General features: G+C 29.0%; 16 protein-coding genes. 9 read left to right on the top strand and 7 right to left on the bottom strand.

Annotation, left to right across the window (positions count from 1 at the left end):
- Window positions 1–11 precede the first annotated feature (11 nt).
- Window positions 12–563 (bottom strand): Holliday junction branch migration protein RuvA, encoded by a 552-nt coding sequence (gene ruvA / locus CAMP5118_RS05940; protein ID WP_263678993.1) that lies wholly within the window; start codon window positions 561–563, stop codon window positions 12–14.
- A 5-nt stretch (window positions 564–568) separates the two neighbouring features.
- Window positions 569–2,416: a flagellar assembly protein A gene (locus tag CAMP5118_RS05935; RefSeq protein WP_337216849.1), complete on the bottom strand. Its 1,848-nt coding sequence runs from the start codon at window positions 2,414–2,416 to the stop codon at window positions 569–571.
- Between the two features lie 125 nt (window positions 2,417–2,541).
- Between CAMP5118_RS05935 and murJ the strand changes: the two genes are divergently transcribed.
- Genes murJ through rseP form a run of 9 tightly spaced genes read left to right on the top strand, consistent with a single transcriptional unit; the run spans window position 2,542 to window position 12,849 of the window.
- Entirely contained in the window at window positions 2,542–3,996 is a 1,455-nt protein-coding gene (gene murJ, locus CAMP5118_RS05930) for a murein biosynthesis integral membrane protein MurJ (RefSeq protein ID WP_337216848.1), read from the top strand.
- Window positions 3,996–5,378 carry a cysteine--tRNA ligase gene (gene cysS / locus CAMP5118_RS05925; RefSeq protein WP_337216847.1) on the top strand — a complete coding sequence of 461 codons (1,383 nt, stop codon included), beginning with the start codon at window positions 3,996–3,998 and terminating at the stop codon, window positions 5,376–5,378. The genes murJ and cysS overlap by 1 nt, the downstream gene beginning before the upstream one ends.
- The gene (locus CAMP5118_RS05920) at window positions 5,371–7,134 is read left to right on the top strand and encodes an ABC transporter ATP-binding protein (RefSeq protein ID WP_337216846.1); all 1,764 of its coding nucleotides are present in this window, start codon (window positions 5,371–5,373) and stop codon (window positions 7,132–7,134) included. The genes cysS and CAMP5118_RS05920 overlap by 8 nt, the downstream gene beginning before the upstream one ends.
- A gap of 51 nt (window positions 7,135–7,185) precedes the next feature.
- The gene (locus CAMP5118_RS05915) at window positions 7,186–8,244 is read left to right on the top strand and encodes a quinone-dependent dihydroorotate dehydrogenase (protein WP_263678987.1); all 1,059 of its coding nucleotides are present in this window, start codon (window positions 7,186–7,188) and stop codon (window positions 8,242–8,244) included.
- Entirely contained in the window at window positions 8,241–9,494 is a 1,254-nt protein-coding gene (locus tag CAMP5118_RS05910; RefSeq protein ID WP_263678986.1) for a M16 family metallopeptidase, read from the top strand. Before CAMP5118_RS05915 ends, CAMP5118_RS05910 begins: the two co-directional genes overlap by 4 nt.
- Entirely contained in the window at window positions 9,484–10,380 is an 897-nt protein-coding gene (dapA, locus tag CAMP5118_RS05905) for a 4-hydroxy-tetrahydrodipicolinate synthase (RefSeq protein ID WP_039666865.1), read from the top strand. The genes CAMP5118_RS05910 and dapA overlap by 11 nt, the downstream gene beginning before the upstream one ends.
- Window positions 10,380–11,159: an enoyl-ACP reductase gene (locus tag CAMP5118_RS05900; protein WP_087689753.1), complete on the top strand. Its 780-nt coding sequence runs from the start codon at window positions 10,380–10,382 to the stop codon at window positions 11,157–11,159. The genes dapA and CAMP5118_RS05900 overlap by 1 nt, the downstream gene beginning before the upstream one ends.
- A gap of 51 nt (window positions 11,160–11,210) precedes the next feature.
- Complete coding sequence (pgsA, locus tag CAMP5118_RS05895; RefSeq protein ID WP_257928099.1) at window positions 11,211–11,741, top strand: CDP-diacylglycerol--glycerol-3-phosphate 3-phosphatidyltransferase; 531 nt, start codon at window positions 11,211–11,213, stop codon at window positions 11,739–11,741.
- A gap of 1 nt (window position 11,742) precedes the next feature.
- The gene (gene rseP / locus CAMP5118_RS05890; RefSeq protein ID WP_337216845.1) at window positions 11,743–12,849 is read left to right on the top strand and encodes an RIP metalloprotease RseP; all 1,107 of its coding nucleotides are present in this window, start codon (window positions 11,743–11,745) and stop codon (window positions 12,847–12,849) included.
- Here rseP and CAMP5118_RS05885 read toward each other — a convergent pair.
- From CAMP5118_RS05885 to tyrS, 5 genes are all read right to left on the bottom strand, one after another.
- Entirely contained in the window at window positions 12,846–13,676 is an 831-nt protein-coding gene (locus CAMP5118_RS05885) for a hypothetical protein (protein ID WP_337216844.1), read from the bottom strand. The two genes, rseP and CAMP5118_RS05885, sit on opposite strands and share 4 nt — an antisense overlap.
- A 133-nt stretch (window positions 13,677–13,809) precedes the next feature.
- Window positions 13,810–15,648: a bifunctional tRNA (5-methylaminomethyl-2-thiouridine)(34)-methyltransferase MnmD/FAD-dependent 5-carboxymethylaminomethyl-2-thiouridine(34) oxidoreductase MnmC gene (gene mnmC, locus CAMP5118_RS05880; RefSeq protein ID WP_337216843.1), complete on the bottom strand. Its 1,839-nt coding sequence runs from the start codon at window positions 15,646–15,648 to the stop codon at window positions 13,810–13,812.
- Window positions 15,645–17,528: an N-acetylmuramoyl-L-alanine amidase gene (locus CAMP5118_RS05875; RefSeq protein WP_442863233.1), complete on the bottom strand. Its 1,884-nt coding sequence runs from the start codon at window positions 17,526–17,528 to the stop codon at window positions 15,645–15,647. The genes mnmC and CAMP5118_RS05875 overlap by 4 nt, the downstream gene beginning before the upstream one ends.
- Window positions 17,521–18,618 (bottom strand): nitronate monooxygenase, encoded by a 1,098-nt coding sequence (locus CAMP5118_RS05870; RefSeq protein WP_039628221.1) that lies wholly within the window; start codon window positions 18,616–18,618, stop codon window positions 17,521–17,523. The genes CAMP5118_RS05875 and CAMP5118_RS05870 overlap by 8 nt, the downstream gene beginning before the upstream one ends.
- Window positions 18,618–19,820: a tyrosine--tRNA ligase gene (gene tyrS / locus CAMP5118_RS05865; RefSeq protein WP_337216841.1), complete on the bottom strand. Its 1,203-nt coding sequence runs from the start codon at window positions 19,818–19,820 to the stop codon at window positions 18,618–18,620. Before tyrS ends, CAMP5118_RS05870 begins: the two co-directional genes overlap by 1 nt.
- Window positions 19,821–19,832: the final 12 nt, after the last annotated feature.

Genomic DNA, 19,832 nt, shown 5'->3' with positions numbered 1-19,832 from the left:
TTTTCCTTTTATTATGCTAATTTTTTCAAAGCCTCTTTAATAAGCTCACTAGTATTTTTACTCTCACAAGTTCTTAAAACCTTTAAAATATTTTCTTGTTTAAAACCAAGTGAAAGTAAAGCTGCCAAAGCTTGCGCTTGGTCTTGATTGGAATTTTCTATATTGATTTTTGCATCACTTAACTCAGCTATAATTCTTTTTGCACTCTTTGGACCAATACCAGGAACCTTTTTAAATACACTCTCATCACCACTTTGCAAAGCTGCATAAAAAGTATTAGTATCTAAGCTTGAGCAAAGCGCCATAGCAGTAGTTGCTCCTATACCACTAATTTTAATTAATAATTCAAACATTCTTTGCTCATTAATATCTAAAAATCCATATAATTTATGAGAGTCTTCTTTGATAATTTGCGTGATTAAAAACTCAACCTTTTGATCTTTTTCAAAATTACTTGAGCAAAAAAGCGACACATAAACACCATAACTTACCCCACTTGAAGTTTTTAAAACAACAAAAGTAGGTTCTTTTTTACTCACTATTCCTTCAATTGCCACTATCATTTAGCTTATTCCTTGTAATTACTAATAGAGCGAATTTCATAAACACTCATCCCATTTTCAGTATCTATTTTTTCAAGCTCAAAACATTGAATTTTTTCTTCACTATGAGGATGATAGCTTAATTCTTTCCTAGGATTTAATAAAACAAATTTAACCTCGTTTAAATCCATCCATTTTCCACTTTTATTAATAATTTTTGATTTTAAAAGTTCATCTTGAATTTTTTTAAGTTTTTCTATATTTGCTTTTTCTTCTTCTTTTAAGGTTTCTATTTTATTAGCTAAAATATTTAAATTTTCAATCTTTTGATTAAAATCTTTAATAGTAATCTTATAAGCCTGTGGCACAGCTCTTTTTGCACTCATTAATTCTTTTGCCTTTTGCTGTAAAATTCTCACAGAATCTTTACTCACATGGATAGTATGCTTGGTTTCTTCAATTTCTTTGACTAAATTTTCTTGTTCTTTTTTTAACTCTTCAATATGCAAAAGTATCTCTTCTCCACTTTTTTCTTTATCAAAAGCTTTGAGATCTTGAATTGCAAGTTTATTGCCACTTCCTTGAACTTTTTCAACATGAATCAAGCTTTTTGCAATACACAAACAATTACCACCAAGCTCTTGTATGTAAATTTCATCCGCAATAATCTCTCCACCCACAGCCTTTTTAATATTTACTTTTTTAGCCTTGATAGAACCATTTTCTAAAGTTTCAGCAAAAACTTCCTCGGCCTCACAATATCCTCTTAAGATATTAACCTCAACCTTTTGCCCTATAATAGTGCTTTTATGATGCATATTACCTTTAAGAATTACTTTTTTACCTCTTAAAACAGAATCTTGAGCCATATTACCAGTAACTTCTAATTCTTGAGCCTCAACAGTAATCCTAGGACCTATTGCATCTTCTAAACTATTTGTATTTTTAATCACAATGATAACTTGTTTATCAAAACCCGCCCAAATAGAACCCGTACTTTTAAAATCAACCTTATTAAATTCTAAATAATTTTCTATCTCATAAATAGATTTTTTTTGGATAATAAAGCCATCTTTTTTGGCAATATATTTTATGCTTTCATCATCTTCTTTAACTTCAAAATTATCCGAACAAACAACTTTTTCTTTATTTGTTTTTGGCGGAAGTGCTTTTAAAATTTTAAATCTTAAATCCTTGCCATCGCTACCCTCTTTTGGTTTAATCCTCTCAATAGCCACCTCATCTTTTCCTATGGGTGCTACATAGTTTCTATTCATCACATCATTGTGCTTTTTTAGATTTTCTAGGTAGTGATATTGAATTTCTTCATTTGTAGGCTCTTGAGGATTAACTCCCTTGCATACTTCAAATTCAACTTCAAAATCAAATTTTTGCTTTTCTTTGACTTTGGTATTAAAATCAATAATTTGCTTTTTGAAATCAAAAATTCTAAATCCGAGCAAATATTTTTCTTTTATCATCGCTTTGTAAATAGCTTCTAAAAGTTCTAGTGCCAATTTATCATGAAAAGCAATAATTTCACTGGCTTTAACACTAGCTTTTAATAAAGTACAAATTTCGTTGGTATATAAACTAATCTCAAAAGCTGGTGAGTGTGCAAATTTTTTAAAATAAATTTCTATTTTATACTCTTGCTCTATACTTAAATCATGAATTAAAAATTTTTCATCTTCTTCAAAAATTTTTAATTCTTTTTCATTAACTTTTATCCATTCTTGATTATCATAAGTATAAGAAGTACTAAAACTTAATAATCTAAAATCAAGTTCATCAACTTCGCATTTATTTTCAGAAGCAAATATCAAAAGCTCTTTATAAGGGTCTTTAGTATATAAAATTTTCTTCTCTTCCATAGCTTAAGCTTCCTTATTGTGTATAAAATTTTGATTTTAGCAAAAATAAAATCAAAATTTAGTTAAAATTATTGCTACTAAAAAATTTTATAATACTCAAACTAATATTTGAAGAATGAAAATTAATGAGAAAAAATATTATTTTTAAAAATTTTATCATCAATGCCTTAGGAATTTTATTTTCTAGGATTATGGGTGTTTTAAGAGATATTGTTTTAGCCTTGTACTTAGGGGCTGGAATTTATAGTGATATTTTCTTTGTAGCTTTAAAAATGCCTGCTTTTTTTAGAAGAATTTTCGCTGAAGGAGCCTTTGGACAAGCCTTTTTACCAAGTTTTTTAAAAGCAAGTAAAAAAGGTGCTTTTTGTATAAATGTCTTATTACAATTTAGTATTATTGTTTTTTTAACCTGTGTTTTAGTGAGTTTTTTTGCTGAATTTTTTACAAAGATTTTTGCCTTTGGTTTTAACAAAGAAACGATCATTCTAGCCGCACCTTTAGTTTCTATTAATTTTTGGTATTTGTTTTTTATTTTTTTAGTAACTTTTTTAGGCTCTTTGTTAAATTATAAACAAAATTTTTTCATCACTTCTTTTTCTGCTTCATTTTTTAATCTTTTTGTTGTGATTGCTGGATTTTTTGTCACTCAAGATAAACCTTTAGAAGCTTTGTATTATTTTTCATATGCGACTGTTTTAAGTGGTCTAGCTCAACTTATATGGCATATTTTTGCTTTAAAAAACACTAGAATTTTAAAAAGTATGTATTTAAGTATAAAACTTAAAAAAACAAAGACTAGTTTAGATAAATTCCACTCTACATTTACTCATGGACTTTTAGGCTCTTCGGCAAATCAAATTAGTTCATTATTAGATACTACTATAGCTAGTTTTTTAATGACTGGAAGCATTTCGTATTTGTATTATTCTAATAGGGTTTTTCAGCTTCCTTTAGCTCTTTTTGCAATCGCTCTAAGTCAAGTAAGTTTTCCAAAAATACTAAGGCATTTAAAAGCAAATGAAGAACAAAAAGCCTTGGCTTTTATGCAAAAAGCTTTTGAGTATTTAAGTGTGCTTTTGATTTTAGCTAGTATAGTTGGGATTATTTTAGCTAAAGAAATTGTGGAATTTTTGTTTCAAAGAGGAAATTTTAATCAAGAAGATACAAAAATCACTGCATTTTTATTACAAGCTTATCTTTTGGGGCTTTTGCCTTTTGGCTTACAAAAACTTTTTTCTTTATGGCTTTATGCTAAATTTAAACAAAAAATAGCCGCTATAATAGCCTTTAAAACACTTTTTATATCAGCATTTTTTAGCATAGTGATTATTTTACTCATCAAAGAAGAAGCTTATAAGAGCTTAGGTATTGCACTAGCTTCATCTATTAGTGCTTTTTATTTATTATATGCTAATATAAAAGAATTTGGCTTTAAAAATCTTTGGGGTATTTTTAGGGTTAAATTTTGGCTTATTAGCATAGTATTTTTAAGTTTATTTGCTCTAGGCTTATTTGAAATTAAAGATATTTTAATACAATTTTTAATTGGAATTTATCGTTTTTTTAAAGGTTTGTTTTAATGGTTTTTTTTGATAGTGTTTTAAAGAAAAAATGCGAATTTATCCCACATGAGGCAAAAAAAGCAAATATTTATTTATGTGGGCCTACTGTATATGATGATGCGCATTTAGGACATGCAAGAAGTAGTGTGTGTTTTGATTTTTTAAGAAGAGTTTTACTAGCAAATGATTATGAAGTAGTTTTTGCTAGAAATTACACTGATATTGATGATAAAATCTTAAAAAAAATGCAAGAAAGTGGTAAAAGTTTAGAAGAAATTACAAATTTTTATATTAAAAGATATGAAGAGGATATGCAAGCACTTAATATCTTAGAACCTGATTTTAAACCAAAGGCTACAGCTTATATTGAGCAAATGATTACTTATATAGAAAAACTTTTAGAATTAAACCTAGCTTATAAACTTGAAGATGGGATTTATTTTGATACTAGTAAAGATGATAAATACTTTTATATCTCTAAAAGAAATTTAGAAGATAATCAATCACGCCTAGAAGAAAGCGTGGCTAAAAAAAATGATAGCGATTTTGTTTTATGGAAATTTGATGAAAAATTTTATCCTGCAAGTTTTGGCAAAGGAAGACCAGGTTGGCACACAGAATGCGTTGTGATGATAGAAAGTATTTTTAAAGATAAACTTGATATTCATGCAGGGGGTATAGACTTACTTTTTCCTCATCATGAAAATGAAGCTTGCCAGTGTCGTTGTAAAAACAATCATGAATTAGCTAATTTTTGGCTACACAATGGCTTTGTACAAATTAATGGTGAAAAAATGAGTAAAAGCTTAGGAAATAGCTTTTTTCTAAAAGATTCTTTAAAACTTTTTAGTGGAGAGGTTTTGAGATTTTATCTTTTAAGCGTGCATTATAGAGCGCATTTTAACTATGCTTTAGAAGACTTACAAGCTGCTAAAAAAAGACTTGATAAATTTTATCGCTTAAAAAAACGCTTAAATTTAAATGCTTTTATAGATGAAAGAACTACCATAGAAAGTGAAGTAGCTAAAAATATCTTAGAAGTTTTAAATGATGATTTAAATGCCTCTAAAGCCTTAGCTTTACTTGATGAGTTTATCAATGAAAGTAATATTTACTTAGATCAAAACCCAAAAGATAAAACTTATAAAATACAAGTAGAAAAAACCTTAAAAGAACTTGCTTTTATTTTTGGTATAGGCTTCATAGATACCATAAAATATTTTCAATTTGGTATTAGTGAAGAAAAATGTCAAGAAATAGAAGAAAAAATTGCTCTACGCAACAAAGCAAAACAAGAAAAAAACTATGCCTTAGCAGATCAAATTCGTGATGATTTAGCTAAAGAGAATATTCTTTTAATGGATACACCAAATGGTGTAATATGGGAGAAAAATGGATAAAAATTACAAAGAAATGAAGCTTAAAGAGGTTTTTACTCGCTTTAAGCCTTATTATAAAGATTATTGGTTTTATTTTGTTTTAGCTATTATTGGTATGCTTTTAACTAGTGGTGGAACAGCTGCTAGTGCATACATCATAGAGCCTATTTTAAATAAAATTTTTATAGAAAAAAATGCTCAATTGCTTTATTATATGCCTTTATTGGTGATTTTAATTTATGCTTTAAAAAATCTTGGTGCTTATATGCAAGTTTATTATATATCTTATGTTGGAACAGATATTTTAAGAAGATTAAGAGAATTAGTTCTTGACAATCTTTTGCGCTTAGATATGAGCTTTTTTTATAAATACAGAAGTGGGGAATTAATCAGCAGGTGTACTTCTGATATTGGAGCTTTGCAAAATATAGTTTCTACTATCATACCTGAAATTTTAAGAGAAAGTTTAACCGCGATTGGACTTTTAAGTGTGGTGATTTATCAAAGTCCAAAACTTGCTTTTTTTGCTTTAGTAATTTTACCTTTAGCAATTTACCCTCTTGTTATTTTTGCTAAAAAAATCAAAAAAATAGGACGCAATACCCAAGAAAAAAATTCTGATCTTACTTCAAGATTAAGTGAAATCTTTTCTAATATAGAACTTATTAAAGCTTCTAATGCAGGTAAAAATGAAATGCAAAAATTCAGCCAAACAAATAGCGAAGTTTGCAAACTTTCTTTAAAAGGCATTAGAATCGAAGCTTTGAGTAGCCCTTTAATGGAATCTATGGGTTCAATTGGCTTTGCAATAGTAATTATAATAGGTGGTAAAGAAGTAATCGATGGAAGTTTAAGCATAGGTTCTTTTTTTAGTTTTACTACAGCTTTATTTATGGCTTATACTCCTATTAAAAGACTTTCTTCACTTTATACAAGATTACAAAATGCTGTGGCAGCTAGTGAGAGAACTTTTTATCTAACTGATTTAGAACCACAAATTAAAGGTGGTGAAGAAAAACTTACAGAAAATATCCAAAATATCCATTTTAAAAATGTCTCTTTAAGCTATCAAAAAGATAAAATGGTATTAAAAGATGTAAATTTTTCTTTTAACAAAGGAGAAATTCTAGCCTTAGTTGGATCAAGCGGTGGAGGAAAATCTTCTATTATCAATCTTTTGATGTATTTTTTTGAAAAAGATAGCGGTGAAATTTTAATCAATCAAAAAGATATTAGTTCTTTTGATATTGTTAATTTAAGAGAAAATATCTCTTTGGTAACTCAAAATATTTATATATTTAATGACACTATAGCTCAAAATATAGCTTATGCTAAAGAATATAATGAAGCACGTGTAGTAGAGGTTTTAAAACAAGCTAATGCTTATGATTTTGTTCAAGAACTTGGTGGTATACATACTGAATTAAAAGAACATGGAAAAAATCTCTCAGGTGGACAAAAACAACGCATTGCTATAGCAAGGGCTTTATATAAAAATCCTCAAATTTTAATTTTTGATGAAGCAACCTCAGCACTTGATAATGAAAGCGAAAAAGCCATAGTAAGAACTATAGAAAGCTTAAAAAAAGATCGTTTGATACTCATCATCGCTCATAGACTTAGCACCATAGAAAATGCCGATAAAATCGCTGTGCTTGATAAAGGAAAAATAGCTTCTATAGGAAATGATGCTTATTTAATGCAACATTGTGAAATTTATCAAAAATTAAAACAAAAAGCACAAAAAACTGATAAAGTCAAAGAAAATGAAAACTAAAAATTATCATTTTTTTAGTACAATATGCTATTTTGCAAATAAAGGAAAAATATGACTTATGAAAGCTTAAAACCTTTAATATATAAATTAGATCCAGAAAATGCTCATGCTCTGGCTGAATTTAGTATGCGGACGCTAGATTGTATATTTCCTGGGGGGCTTAGTTTTTTTGCAAAAGACTGTGTAATAAATGATGAAATTTTAAATCAAGAAATTTTTAATCTGAATTTTTATAATCCTGTGGGCTTAGCAGGTGGTTTTGATAAAAATGCAACCATGATAAGACCGCTAAGTGCTTTAGGTTTTGGTTTTTTAGAGTATGGAACTTTTACTCCAAAACCTCAAAATGGTAATGAAAAACCTAGACTTTTTAGACTTGTTGAACAAGAAAGTATTCAAAATGCTATGGGTTTTAATAATAAAGGTAAAGACGCCATTGCAAAAGAAGTAAAAAAAGTCTATCCTTTTAGCATACCTTTAGTGGCAAATATAGGTAAAAACAAAATCACTCCAAATGAAGAAGCTATTAATGATTATATTATTTTATTAAAAGAATTTAAAGATTTATGTGATTTATTTGTAATTAATATATCCTCTCCAAATACCAAGAATTTAAGAGATTTACAAAGCGAGGAATTTGTAAGTACTTTATTTAACCAAGCAAAAGAAATCACAAATAAACCTGTGATTTTAAAAATTGCTCCAGATATGAATATAGACAGCGCAATTTCACTTTGTAAAAGCGCTATTAGTGCAAAAGCTGATGGCATTATCATGGCAAATACTAGTATAGATTATTCTTTGATTGACAATGTAAGAACTTTTGGCGGAATTAGTGGTAGATTAATCACCCAAAAAAGTGCGACATTTTTTAAAGAAGTAGCTAAAGAAATTTATCAAGATACTATTTTAATAGCAAGCGGTGGTATAGATAGTGCTGAACTTGCTTATGAACGCATTAAAAACGGGGCTAGTTTGGTTCAAATTTATACAGCTATGATTTTTAAAGGACCAAGCATTGTTAAAAATATCAATCAAGGTTTAATTGAGCTTTTAAAACAAGATGGTTTTAATCATATTAGTCAAGCTATAGGAGTTAATTTTAAATGATTAATTATAAAAAAATCACCCTCGAAAATGAACTTGAAGTCTATACTTTACCTGTAAATAAAAAAAGCGGGGTTATAAGTGTAGATATTTTTTATAAAGTTGGCTCAAGAAATGAAAAAATGGGAAAAAGTGGTATAGCCCATATGCTTGAACATTTAAATTTTAAAAGTACAAAAAATTTAAAAGCAGGTGAATTTGATGAAATAGTCAAGGGTTTTGGCGGAGTGGATAATGCAAGCACGGGCTTTGACTATACGCATTATTTTATAAAATGCTCTAGTGAAAATTTAGATAAGTCTTTATGGCTTTTTGCTGAATTAATGCGTAATTTAAATTTAAAAGATGATGAGTTTCAACCTGAAAGAAATGTAGTTTTAGAAGAAAGGCGTTGGAGAACTGATAATAATCCTTTGGGATATTTGTATTTTAGATTATACAATCATGCCTTTTTACACCATCCATATCACTGGACCCCGATAGGCTTTTTTAAAGATATACAAAATTGGAAAATAGAAGATATACAAGATTTTCATCAAACTTTTTATCAACCTAAAAATGCTATTTTGCTTGTAAGTGGCGATATTAACGAAGATGAAGTATTTACTTTAGCTAAAAAGCATTTTCAAGATATAAAAAATACCAAAGAAATCCCTATAGTTCATGAAAAAGAACCTGAGCAAGATGGTGCTAAACGTGTGATCTTGCATAAAGAAAGCGATACACAATTACTAGCACTTGCGTATAAAATTCCTGCATTTAATCATGAGGATATGCCAAAACTTTGTGCATTAAGCGAACTTTTGGGAAATGGAAAAAGTTCTTTAATAAGCGAAATTTTAATTGATAAATTAGAACTTATCAATGAATTTTATGCTTATGCAAGCGAAAATATAGATGAGAATTTATTTATATTTATTTGTGTTTGCAATGAAGGTATAAAAGCAGAAGATGTTGAAAAAGAGCTTTTAAAAATTCTTGAAGATGTAAAAAATGCTAAATTTGATGATACTATCATGGAAAAAATCAAAAATACTGTAAAAAGTGATTTTATTTTTTCACTAAGCAATGCAAGTAGCGTTGCAAATATTTATGGCTCTTATCTTGCCAAAGGTGATTTAAAACCTTTACTTGATTATGAAAAAAATATAGAAAATCTAAGCAAAGATGATTTAATTCATTGTGCTAGAAAATATTTCAATGAAAACAAATCTACTACAATAATCTTAAAAAGGGGTGAAAATGGACAATAAAATCATTATAGGAGCAATGACAGCTTTAATAACTCCATTTAAAAATGGAAAATTAGATGAACAAACTTACCACAAACTCATCAAAAGACAAATAGCAAATGGGATTGATGCAGTAGTGCCTGTTGGAACAACCGGAGAAAGTGCCACCTTAACCCATGAAGAACATAGAATTTGTATAGAAATAGCATTAGATGCTTGCAAGGGAAGTTCTTGTAAGGTTTTAGCAGGAGCAGGAAGCAATGCTACCCATGAAGCTGTAAGTTTGGCTAAATTTGCACAAGAGCATGGAGCTGATGGTATTTTAAGCGTTACTCCATACTATAACAAACCCACACAAGAAGGTTTGTATTTACATTATAAAGAAATAGCAAAAAGTATAGATATACCTGTACTTTTATACAACGTGCCAGGAAGAACAGGTTGTGAGCTTCAAACAGAAACCATTATAAGATTATTTAGAGATTGTGAAAATATTTATGGGGTAAAAGAAGCTAGCGGGAGCATTGATAAATGCGTTGATTTGCTAGCACATGAGCCTAGAATGATGCTTTTAAGCGGAGAAGATGCGATTAATTATCCTATACTTTCAAATGGTGGTAAAGGTGTGATTTCAGTTACTTCAAATTTACTTCCTGATATGATTTCAAAATTAACTCATCTAGCTTTAGAAGAAAAATACATCGAAGCTAAAAAAATTAATGATGAGTTGTATAATATCAATAAAATTTTATTTTGCGAAAGCAATCCTATACCTATTAAAGCAGCAATGTATATAGCAGGTTTAACTCCTACTTTAGAATATCGTTTGCCACTTTGTAAACCTAGTGATTGCAATTTAGCAAAAATAGAAGCGATTATGAAAAACTATAATATCAAAGGATTTTAATGGATACTTTTTTTCAAAATAAAACTTTAGTAATTAGCGGTGGAACAAGAGGGATTGGTAAAGCTATTGTATATGAGTTTGCAAAAGCAGGAGCCAATGTAGCTTTTACTTATAATTCTAACGCAGATTTAGCTCAAGAAATTGTAAAAGATTTAGAAAATAACTATAAAATCAAAGCAAAGGCTTACGAGTTTAACATACTTGAACCAGAAACTTATAAAGAATTATTTGAAAAAATCGATCAAGATTTTGACAGAATAGATTTTTTCATCTCTAATGCTATTATCTCAGGTCGTGCTGTTGTAGGTGGATATACTAAATTTATGAAATTAAAACCAAAAGGTATTAATAATATCTTTACAGCAACTGTAAATGCTTTTGTTGTTGGAGCACAAGAAGCAGCAAAAAGAATGGAAAAAGTCGGCGGGGGTAGTATATTATCTATTTCTTCAACAGGAAATTTAGTACATATTGAAAACTATGCAGGACACGGTACAGCTAAAGCAGCGGTAGAAGCTATGGCAAGATATGCTGCAACTGAACTTGGTTCTAAAAACATCCGTGTAAATGTAGTAAGTGGTGGACCAATTGACACTGACGCGCTTAAAGCATTCACAAATTATGAAGAAGTTAAAAATGCAACTATTAATCTTAGTCCATTAAACCGCATTGGACAGCCTCAAGATTTAGCAGGAGCATGTTTATTTTTATGTTCTGATAAAGCAAATTGGATCACAGGACACACCTTAATCGTAGATGGTGGTACAACTTTTAAATGATTCATTACCCCATTTTGGGGTATTTTCTTTAAACACAAGGATTAATAAACAATGAATTTACCTAATATCTTAGCATTTATAAGGATATTATTAGCTCCACTTTTGTTTTTTTTACTTATTAATGATTTTGAAAATATTCATCCTAGTTGGGTAAATTATTTTGCTTGTGTTGTTTTTGGTATAGCTGCCTTGACTGATTTTTTTGATGGTTATATTGCAAGAACTTGGAATCAAACTACAAAACTTGGAGCTATTATAGATCCACTAGCAGATAAAATGCTTGTTTTGGCTGCTTTTTTAGGATTATTACTCACCCAAAAAGCCGATCCTTGGATGATTTATATTATTCTAGTAAGAGAATTTTTTATAACCGGTTTTAGAGTGGTTATGGTGAGTGAAAAATTTGACGTAAGTGCTTCTTTTGCAGGAAAAATAAAAACAACCTTTCAAATGATAGCCATTATATTTTTAATCATGCAATGGCCTTTTGCTAATACATTGTTGTTTATTGCCTTAGTACTTACACTTTATTCAGCTTTTGAATACATACTAGCTTATACAAAACATTTAAAAAAGGTATAATTTGAAATCATATTTATTTTTATTTATCATCTTAGCCATTGGCTTTAAATTTTATTCTTTTAGCTTTTTAATAACGCTTTTGGTTATATCTTTTTTAATTTTTTTTCACGAGTTAGGACATTTTTTAGCCGCAAAACATATGAAAGTAGATGTAGAAATTTTTAGTATAGGCTTTGGAAGAGCTGTTTTTAAAAAAACTTACAAAAACACAGAATATCGCTTATCTGCTCTACCTTTTGGTGGTTATGTTAAACTCAAAGGACAAGATGATTTAAATCCTAGCGAAAAAAATTACGAACCAAATAGCTATAACACTCTAAGTCCTCTAGCTAGAATTTACATACTTTTCGCAGGACCATTTTTTAACTTTTTTCTAGCATTTTTACTTTATACAGCCATAGGTTTTTTAGGAGTTCAAAAACTTGCACCTGTTATTGGCAATATAACACCAAACTCAGCTGCGCAAAAAGCAAATTTACAAATTGGAGATAAAATCCTAGCTATAGATGGAGTTAAAATTCAAAGCTTTGAAGAAATCGGTAAACTTGTGCATATAAAACCAACCTTACTTAGTATAGAACGCGATGGTAAACTCATCAACATCACCCTAACTCCACAAATTGATCAAGGTTATAATGAGTTTTATCAAAAAGTTCAAAAACCACTAATTGGCATAGCACCTAAGGGTGAGTTTGTTACTATTTATCATCCAGGATTTAGTAGTTTAAAATATGCTTATGAAGAAAGCATAGAAGCTTCTTTACTTATTTTTAAAGGTCTTGCTAAAATCATCAGCGGGGAATTAGACGCTAAAAATATGGGTGGAATCATCACTATGGTGGATATAACTTCCAAAGCAGCAAATACTAGCATAGTGGTTTTATTTTTAATCACTGCTTTAATTTCTATCAATCTTGGAGTATTAAATTTACTTCCCATTCCAGCGCTAGATGGAGGGCATATACTTTTTAACCTTTATGAGTTAACTTTTAAAAAAGAGGTACCAAAAGTATGTTTTGAATATCTTAGTTATTTCGGTATGGCTTTGCTTTTAAGTTTAATGGTGTTTGTAACTTATAATGATATTGCTCGTTTTATGAGTAATTAATAAGTCCTAGTAGCAAAATCATAGCGATTAAATTCACCTATATTGTTTTTACGGTAAAAACTATTATAAAATTGCTTACTTAAACTTTGCTCATAATTTAGTCTAAATCTTACCCACATTGCTGTTTGATCTTTGGCACTAGTTTTTTCATCTTGATAATTAAGTGATAAATCTAAAATAGAAATTGGAGAATAAGTAATGTTATATTGATTTTGTAATTCTTTTATATTAGAATTTACATTTAAAACATTCAAATAAGGCAAATCAAACATCAAACCAAGCTCTGTGCTATCTTCACTATCATTTTCCTTTATATTATAGTGATTAGCATATGCTTTAAAATAATGACTAAATTGAAATTCAACACCAAAACTATTTTTTTCATAAGCTTCTTTATACTGATCATTAAAATAATTAAAACCTAAATTAAACTCATCAAATTCATAACGATTAATAAGTCCTAAAGAATAAGCTTGTTCTAATTGCCCTATTCTTGCTTGTTTTTCCAAAAGTAAAGTAGCATTTTCATAATCTAGTATTGAATTAATATTTTTTATATTTACATTTAAAGCATCATAGTCTAAATTAGCCTCCGTTTTATCCTTAGAGCTTAAATTTAAAACTTGACCTAAAGAATTACTAGCAAAAGAACTAAGATCTGTACTTTGAGCTTGGTATTCTTGTGGTTTTTGAAAAAATACTTGCTTAGAAACAGTGTTTGACTTTTGATATTTGCTAATATTAGCCTCACCCTCACCTAAGCTTTCTTCTAAATTTAAAGCAAATGCATTTATGCATATACAGCTTAAAAAAATGTATTTTTTCACTCAACCTCTAATGTATTATTTTATAAAGATACAAAATTTCACATTTATCATGAAATATTGCTAACTCTATATTTATAATAGCATTATATTTTTACAATATAGCTAATAGCATTTCAGACAAAAAAACTACTTATTATAAAATTTTTCCCTTTTTTAACATTCTGATTAAAAATCTTGCAGGATGAGTAGCATGTAAAAAATCTTTTTCTATTTTTGGCTCATCAAAGATTAATGCGCTAAGTATTCTAGCTCCAATAATAGCACTAGCAAAAGCTCTAGATCCATGAGCAATAGAAAAATACAAAGGAATAAAATCATTTGGTGCTACTTGACTTTTATTTTTATGCCATAAAAGCGCCTTATAACTTTGCATATAAAAATTTTCATCATAGGCTTGACCTATTATGGCAAATCTATCACTAGAATATGATCTAAATCCTACTTTTCCACCCATAATTTCTAAATTTTCAACATGCAAAAATTCTTTTATATTCTCAATATTTTGCAAATCATCTTTTTTAGAAAGCGTTGTATCTTGATTAAATCTATCATAACTTGCACCAATAAGTTGCAAATTTAATTCTTCATTGATAGGACAAATATAGCCTTTTGAAGATAAAGCATGAGAATTTTTTAAAAATGGTTTTAAATGAGTACATTGACCTCTAACACTGCTTAATTTCATGTATTTATATTCTAAGAAATTCTTAACATCAGCACCTTGAGCATAAATTAACACATCATAATCTTTTAATGTTTTTTGATTGCTAAATTGTAAAGAAAATTTCTCATTTTTATAAGAATAATCTTTAAATTCATGCTCAAAAAATACTCTAGCCTTGCTTTTTTGTAAAAGCATTTTCACAAGCTCTTGAGGTTTTATGCAAGCTCCATCTTTTAAAAAGGCTTGATTGTTGATAATTTCAAATAAAACATTATCTTTTTGACTATCAAAACGCTCTTGCATAAGTTCATTATGAGCAAATTCATAAACCCCTTGTGGAATTAAATCTAAAATTTGTCTATAAAATCTACTTGCTTCTAAAAAAGCATATTGTGAAAACTCACCCAATAAAACATCAGGTTTTAAAATCAAAGAGCTTAAAATTCCATTGATATTTCCAGAAGCACCTTTTCCTAATGAATTTTCTTTTTCAAAAACATCTACTTGAACATTTCTTAAAGAAAGCTCATAAGCTATACTAGCTCCGGCTATACCTGCTCCGATGATGGCTATTTTTTGTATCTCTTTTTTTAAACTTGGAGTGTTAAAATAAGCAAATTTATCTTCAAACTCAAGGCCATTAAAAACAGCCTGTATCATTTCTCTTTTTCTAAAACCTTTGATTTTTTGTACTTGAAAATTATTTTTAATTAAAGCTTTTTTTAAAATGCTTGCAGAGGAAAAGGTTAAAACCTTGGCATTTATTTTTGAATTTTTAGCAACTTTGTTTATAATATCCTCATCAAACATCTCTTGATTTTTAGCAGGGGTAAAACCATCTAAATACCAAACATCAGCTTTAAAGTCTAAATTTTGCAACTTTTCTTTAGCATCACCAAATACCAAATCTAAAAAACAATCTTGAAAATAAAATCTATAAACTCCATCTTTACATGGGGGATAAAATTTTAAAAACTGCTCTAAAAGCTCTTTAAATTCCCCATAAAAACCAAGATTTTTATAAATTTCTCTTAATGTTTCTTTTTCTATATAAAAATTTTCAAAACTAAGATAAAATAGTCTTTGATTTTCTTTTTTTTCTTTTATAAAACGCTTTAAAGTGAGGAAAAAATTTAAACCTATACCAAAACCAAGCTCTGCAATGATAGTTTGTTTTGTTTGAAATTCAAAAACATTAGTGTAGATAAATTCACTCTCGCTTAAACCATCGCTAGAATTAAAATAATAATCATCAAAATCTAAAGAAAAAGGCGCATTGTTTTTAATGATAATATTTGCTTTTTTCATTGATTTTTATAAAAATAACTCTCTATGCCATTAGCAATACCAATAGCTAATAATTCTTGGAAATTTTTATTTGTTAATCTATTTCTTTCACTAGGATGACTAATATAACCTGTCTCAATCAATATAGCAGGCATTTGCGCACCCACTAAAACCCAAAATGGAGCTTCTCTAACTCCACCATCCACAACTTTATATTTTTTTCTTACATTACTTAAAATCTTTTTTTGAACATCAATAGCTAATTTATTTGAAGCAACGATTTTTTCACGGTTTAAAAAATTTAAAAAGGTTTGTTTTGAAAAGAAATTCATCTCTTCAAAATCGGATTGATTTTCCAACTCAGCAGCTTTTTTACTTCTTTCGCTTCTTGCAGGCGATAAAAAGAAGGTTTCAATACCTTGTAAAGTTTTAGCTCTTTGTTTATTTGGAGCTGCATTTGCATGGATAGAAATAAATAAATCCGCCATTTTTTCATTAGCCATAGAGGTTCTATCTCTTAAGTTTATAAATTTATCTGTACTTCTAGTATAATAAATTCTATATCCGCGTTTTTTAAGCTCATTACCAAGTTTTAAAGCCACGCTTAAAACTACATCTTTTTCTCTAACACCCTTATCACCCAAAGTACCTGGATCTTTACCTCCATGACCTGGGTCAATTACTATGATTTTACCTGATTTTTTAACGGTAGCTTTTGCCGTTTTTGAAGTAGTTTTTGTCGGTGCTTTCTTGACCTTTTTTTCAAAGCCTATAAATAATTCCTCATCGTCTAAATCAAGATTAGTTTTAAAATCACTAGTAGAATTTAAAACAACTCTTACTGTAGTTTTATTAAACTGCACTATTGTGATGGATTGATTTTTATTGATATCGATTTTTTTTCTATCGCCTTCTAAAATAGCTTCAAAGCTTACAATAGAACGATATGTTTTACCATCTTTAAAAGAATTGATTTTAATATCTTCAATATCAATATCATTGTTTAATTTTAAATTAACACCATTTTTATCTTTACTTGATTTTAAAATGTATAAAGGCTCATTTTTAACAACTTCTTTTTTTACTCCTGTTTTTTTAGCTTCTTCTTGTTTTTTAACTATAGGTTTGGGTTCTTCTTTTTTTTCTACTTTTTCAAGCCCCATAAAAAGACTTTGATCTTTAAGCTCTATTTTGATCTTTAATTCTTTTTTTGAACTTAAGACCAAACGCATACTTGTTGGGTTAAATTGCGATACGATAATATCAAAATCTTTAAATTCAAAAGTTCTCTTAGGTCCTTTTAAAATCCCATCAAAATCTGCGACATAACGAAAATTTTTATCACCTTTGAGAGTAAAGTTTTTAATGTCTTTTTGGCTGATTTTTTCACTTAAATCAAGTAAGATACCATTGTCTGATTTCTTTACATCAAGTACAAAAAGCTCTTTTTGCACCGGAGTTTTTTTATCTTCTTTTTTATCTTCTTTTTTATCTTCTTTTTTATCTTCTTTTTTATCTTCTTTTTTATTAATAGGTAATGTGGTATTAGTTTCAATTTTTGTTTGTTCTTTTTTTATTTTTTGATCTTGTATAACTTTTAAAGCATTTTTTAAACGTGAAATTTCTTCTTCACTTACTCCGCTTTCTTTAAGCTCTTGCACATAAGCTTTATCATCAAAGCCTAAAGAATTTGAACTTATGATTAATCTTTTTAAAATCTCATTTTTTTCTTCATTATTATCATTAATCACACTTTGTATATACAAAGATTTTAATTGCTGGTGTAATTGTAGTTTTTCTTCTGAATTAGAAGTTAAAAAATTTTGATCAAATTTCTTAACTTCTGCATTAGCAAAAACACTAAAACAAAATAATAAAAAAATAAAAAATATTCTAAGCATCTTCGCCATTAACTAATTTTTTCATTAGCTCTTCTACACTAATAAGCTTATCTAGTCTATATCCATTAGCTCCTGTAAAAAATAAGCCTGTTTCTTTTTTACCGCTCCAAGCATCATATAATCTATCTGCTATACAATAACCCACCTTAGTAGCTTCCTTGCCTCTACCGCATGGTGCAACACAATTGCTCACACAAGAAATTTTTGGCCCCATTCTTTTATCTACTAAATTTAAAAGATTAGTTCTTACCCCTCTTGCAGGATAGCCAACTGGAGATTTTAAAAGCTCAATATCTTCTTTTTTACAATCTAGCAATACTTGCTTAAAATCATCACTAGCATCGCATTCAAAAGTTCCTATAAATCGAGTTCCCATTTGAACGCCACTTGCTCCTAAAGACATCATTTTTTCTATATCTTGCTTATCCCAAATTCCACCCGCGGCGATTAATGGTATATCTCCCCAGTTTTTAATTTCTTGCGCAACTTGTGGTACTACATTTTCTAACTGATATTCATCCATTAAACATTGCTCATAAGTAAAACCCTGATGTCCACCGCTTTTTGGTCCTTCAACTATAACCGCATCAGGCAAGCGATTGTATCTGCTTTGCCATCTTTTGCAGATAATTTTTAAAGCCTTAGCCGATGATACAATAGGCACCAAAGCAACATCAGGATAATCTTGTGTAAATTCAGGCAAATTTGTAGGAAGCCCTGCTCCTGAAACTATCACATTAAAACCAACCTCACAAGCATTACGAGCAATTTGCGCATAATTATTACTTGCATATAAAATATTACAGCCTAAAGGTGCATCTTTACAAACCTTTCTAGCATTATCTATCAAAGCTTTTAAGCCTGCTTTTGAGTAAAAATTATCACTACCATAAGGCTTTGCATTGAACTCTTTATCTATATGCGTTCTATTTTCATAATATCCAGTTCCTACCGAAGAAATAATCCCTAATCCACCATTTAAAGAAACTGCAGAAGCAAGTTTGTCCCAACTTATACCAAGTCCCATGCCACCTTGAAAAATAGGATATTTTATCTCATGCTTTCCAATTTTTAAAGCTTTAAAACTCATCATATTACCTTTAATTTTGCAAATTTTCTTTTTCCAACTTGTAAAATATATTCACCGCTTTCTAGTTGGAATTGTTCATCTTGAACTTTTTCTCCATTAACACTTACTGCATTTGAATTAATCAATCTTCTAGCAGCTGAAGTAGAACTTTCCATTTTACACTCTACTATAGCTTTTGCAAGCCAAATACTACCTTCTAAAGTAAAACTTGGCATATCACTAGGAAGTTCTTTTGCGCTATGGACTTTGTCAAATTCTTCCTTAGCTTTTAAAGCACACTCGCTTGAGTGAAAACGCGCAGTAATTTCTAAAGCTAAATTTTCTTTAGCTTTTTTAGGATGCAATGAGCCATTTTTAATATCATCTTTTATTTGTGAAATTTCATTTAGGCTTTTTTCACTTAAAAGTTCATAATATCTAAACATCAATTCATCACTTATACTCAAAACTTTAGCATACATATCTTTGGCATTTTCAGTTACACCAATATAATTTCCCAAGCTTTTACTCATTTTATTTACACCATCAAGGCCTTCAAGCAATGGCATCATCATTACCGCTTGTTCTTTTTGACAATTATATACTCTTTGAAGCTGTCTACCCATTAAAAGATTAAATTTTTGATCCGTTCCACCCATTTCTATATCACTTTTTAATGCAACACTGTCATAACCTTGCAAAAGCGGATATAAAAACTCACAAATTGATATAGGACTTTGCTCTTTAAAACGCTTAGTAAAATCATCTCTTTCAAGCATTCTAGCAACACTAAAAGTCGAAGTAAGCTCTACTATACCAGCAGTACCAAGCTCATTTAGCCATTTAGAATTAAAATGAATTTGAGTTTTATTTGGATCTAAAATCTTAAAAACTTGTTCTTCATAAGTTTTAGCATTTTTAAGTACTTCTTCTTTGTCAAGTTTTTTTCTTGTAGCACTTTTTCCTGTTGGATCACCTATTTGAGCAGTAAAATCACCTATTAAAAACTGCACTATAGCCCCATGCTTTTGAAGCAAAGCCATTTTGCTCAAAACCACAGTATGACCCAAATGCAAATCAGCAGCCGTAGGATCAAAACCAGCCTTTACAAAAAAATTTTCACCTTTTTCATAGTAATTTTTTACTAAAGAAACTAATCTTTCTTCATCAATAATTTCTGCTATTCCTCGTTTAATTTCTTTAATAATTTCATTAATATCCATAAAAAACCTTTT

The organism is Campylobacter sp. LMG 7929 (assembly GCF_024723595.1).
GTDB lineage: Bacteria > Campylobacterota > Campylobacteria > Campylobacterales > Campylobacteraceae > Campylobacter_D.
This window is presented reverse-complemented; position numbering and strand designations above follow the sequence as displayed.

Excerpts from the sequence above, each read along its gene's own strand:
- cysS (WP_337216847.1), top strand. The coding sequence starts at position 3,996 with ATGGTTTTTTTTGATAGTGTTTTAAAGAAAAAATGCGAATTTATCCCA.
- murJ (WP_337216848.1), top strand. The coding sequence starts at position 2,542 with ATGAGAAAAAATATTATTTTTAAAAATTTTATCATCAATGCCTTAGGA.
- ruvA (WP_263678993.1), bottom strand. The coding sequence starts at position 563 with ATGATAGTGGCAATTGAAGGAATAGTGAGTAAAAAAGAACCTACTTTT.
- pgsA (WP_257928099.1), top strand. The coding sequence starts at position 11,211 with ATGAATTTACCTAATATCTTAGCATTTATAAGGATATTATTAGCTCCA.
- CAMP5118_RS05920 (WP_337216846.1), top strand. The coding sequence starts at position 5,371 with ATGGATAAAAATTACAAAGAAATGAAGCTTAAAGAGGTTTTTACTCGC.
- CAMP5118_RS05935 (WP_337216849.1), bottom strand. The coding sequence starts at position 2,416 with ATGGAAGAGAAGAAAATTTTATATACTAAAGACCCTTATAAAGAGCTT.
- tyrS (WP_337216841.1), bottom strand. The coding sequence starts at position 19,820 with ATGGATATTAATGAAATTATTAAAGAAATTAAACGAGGAATAGCAGAA.
- CAMP5118_RS05900 (WP_087689753.1), top strand. The coding sequence starts at position 10,380 with ATGGATACTTTTTTTCAAAATAAAACTTTAGTAATTAGCGGTGGAACA.
- CAMP5118_RS05910 (WP_263678986.1), top strand. The coding sequence starts at position 8,241 with ATGATTAATTATAAAAAAATCACCCTCGAAAATGAACTTGAAGTCTAT.
- dapA (WP_039666865.1), top strand. The coding sequence starts at position 9,484 with ATGGACAATAAAATCATTATAGGAGCAATGACAGCTTTAATAACTCCA.
- mnmC (WP_337216843.1), bottom strand. The coding sequence starts at position 15,648 with ATGAAAAAAGCAAATATTATCATTAAAAACAATGCGCCTTTTTCTTTA.
- CAMP5118_RS05915 (WP_263678987.1), top strand. The coding sequence starts at position 7,186 with ATGACTTATGAAAGCTTAAAACCTTTAATATATAAATTAGATCCAGAA.
- CAMP5118_RS05875 (WP_442863233.1), bottom strand. The coding sequence starts at position 17,528 with ATGCTTAGAATATTTTTTATTTTTTTATTATTTTGTTTTAGTGTTTTT.
- CAMP5118_RS05870 (WP_039628221.1), bottom strand. The coding sequence starts at position 18,618 with ATGAGTTTTAAAGCTTTAAAAATTGGAAAGCATGAGATAAAATATCCT.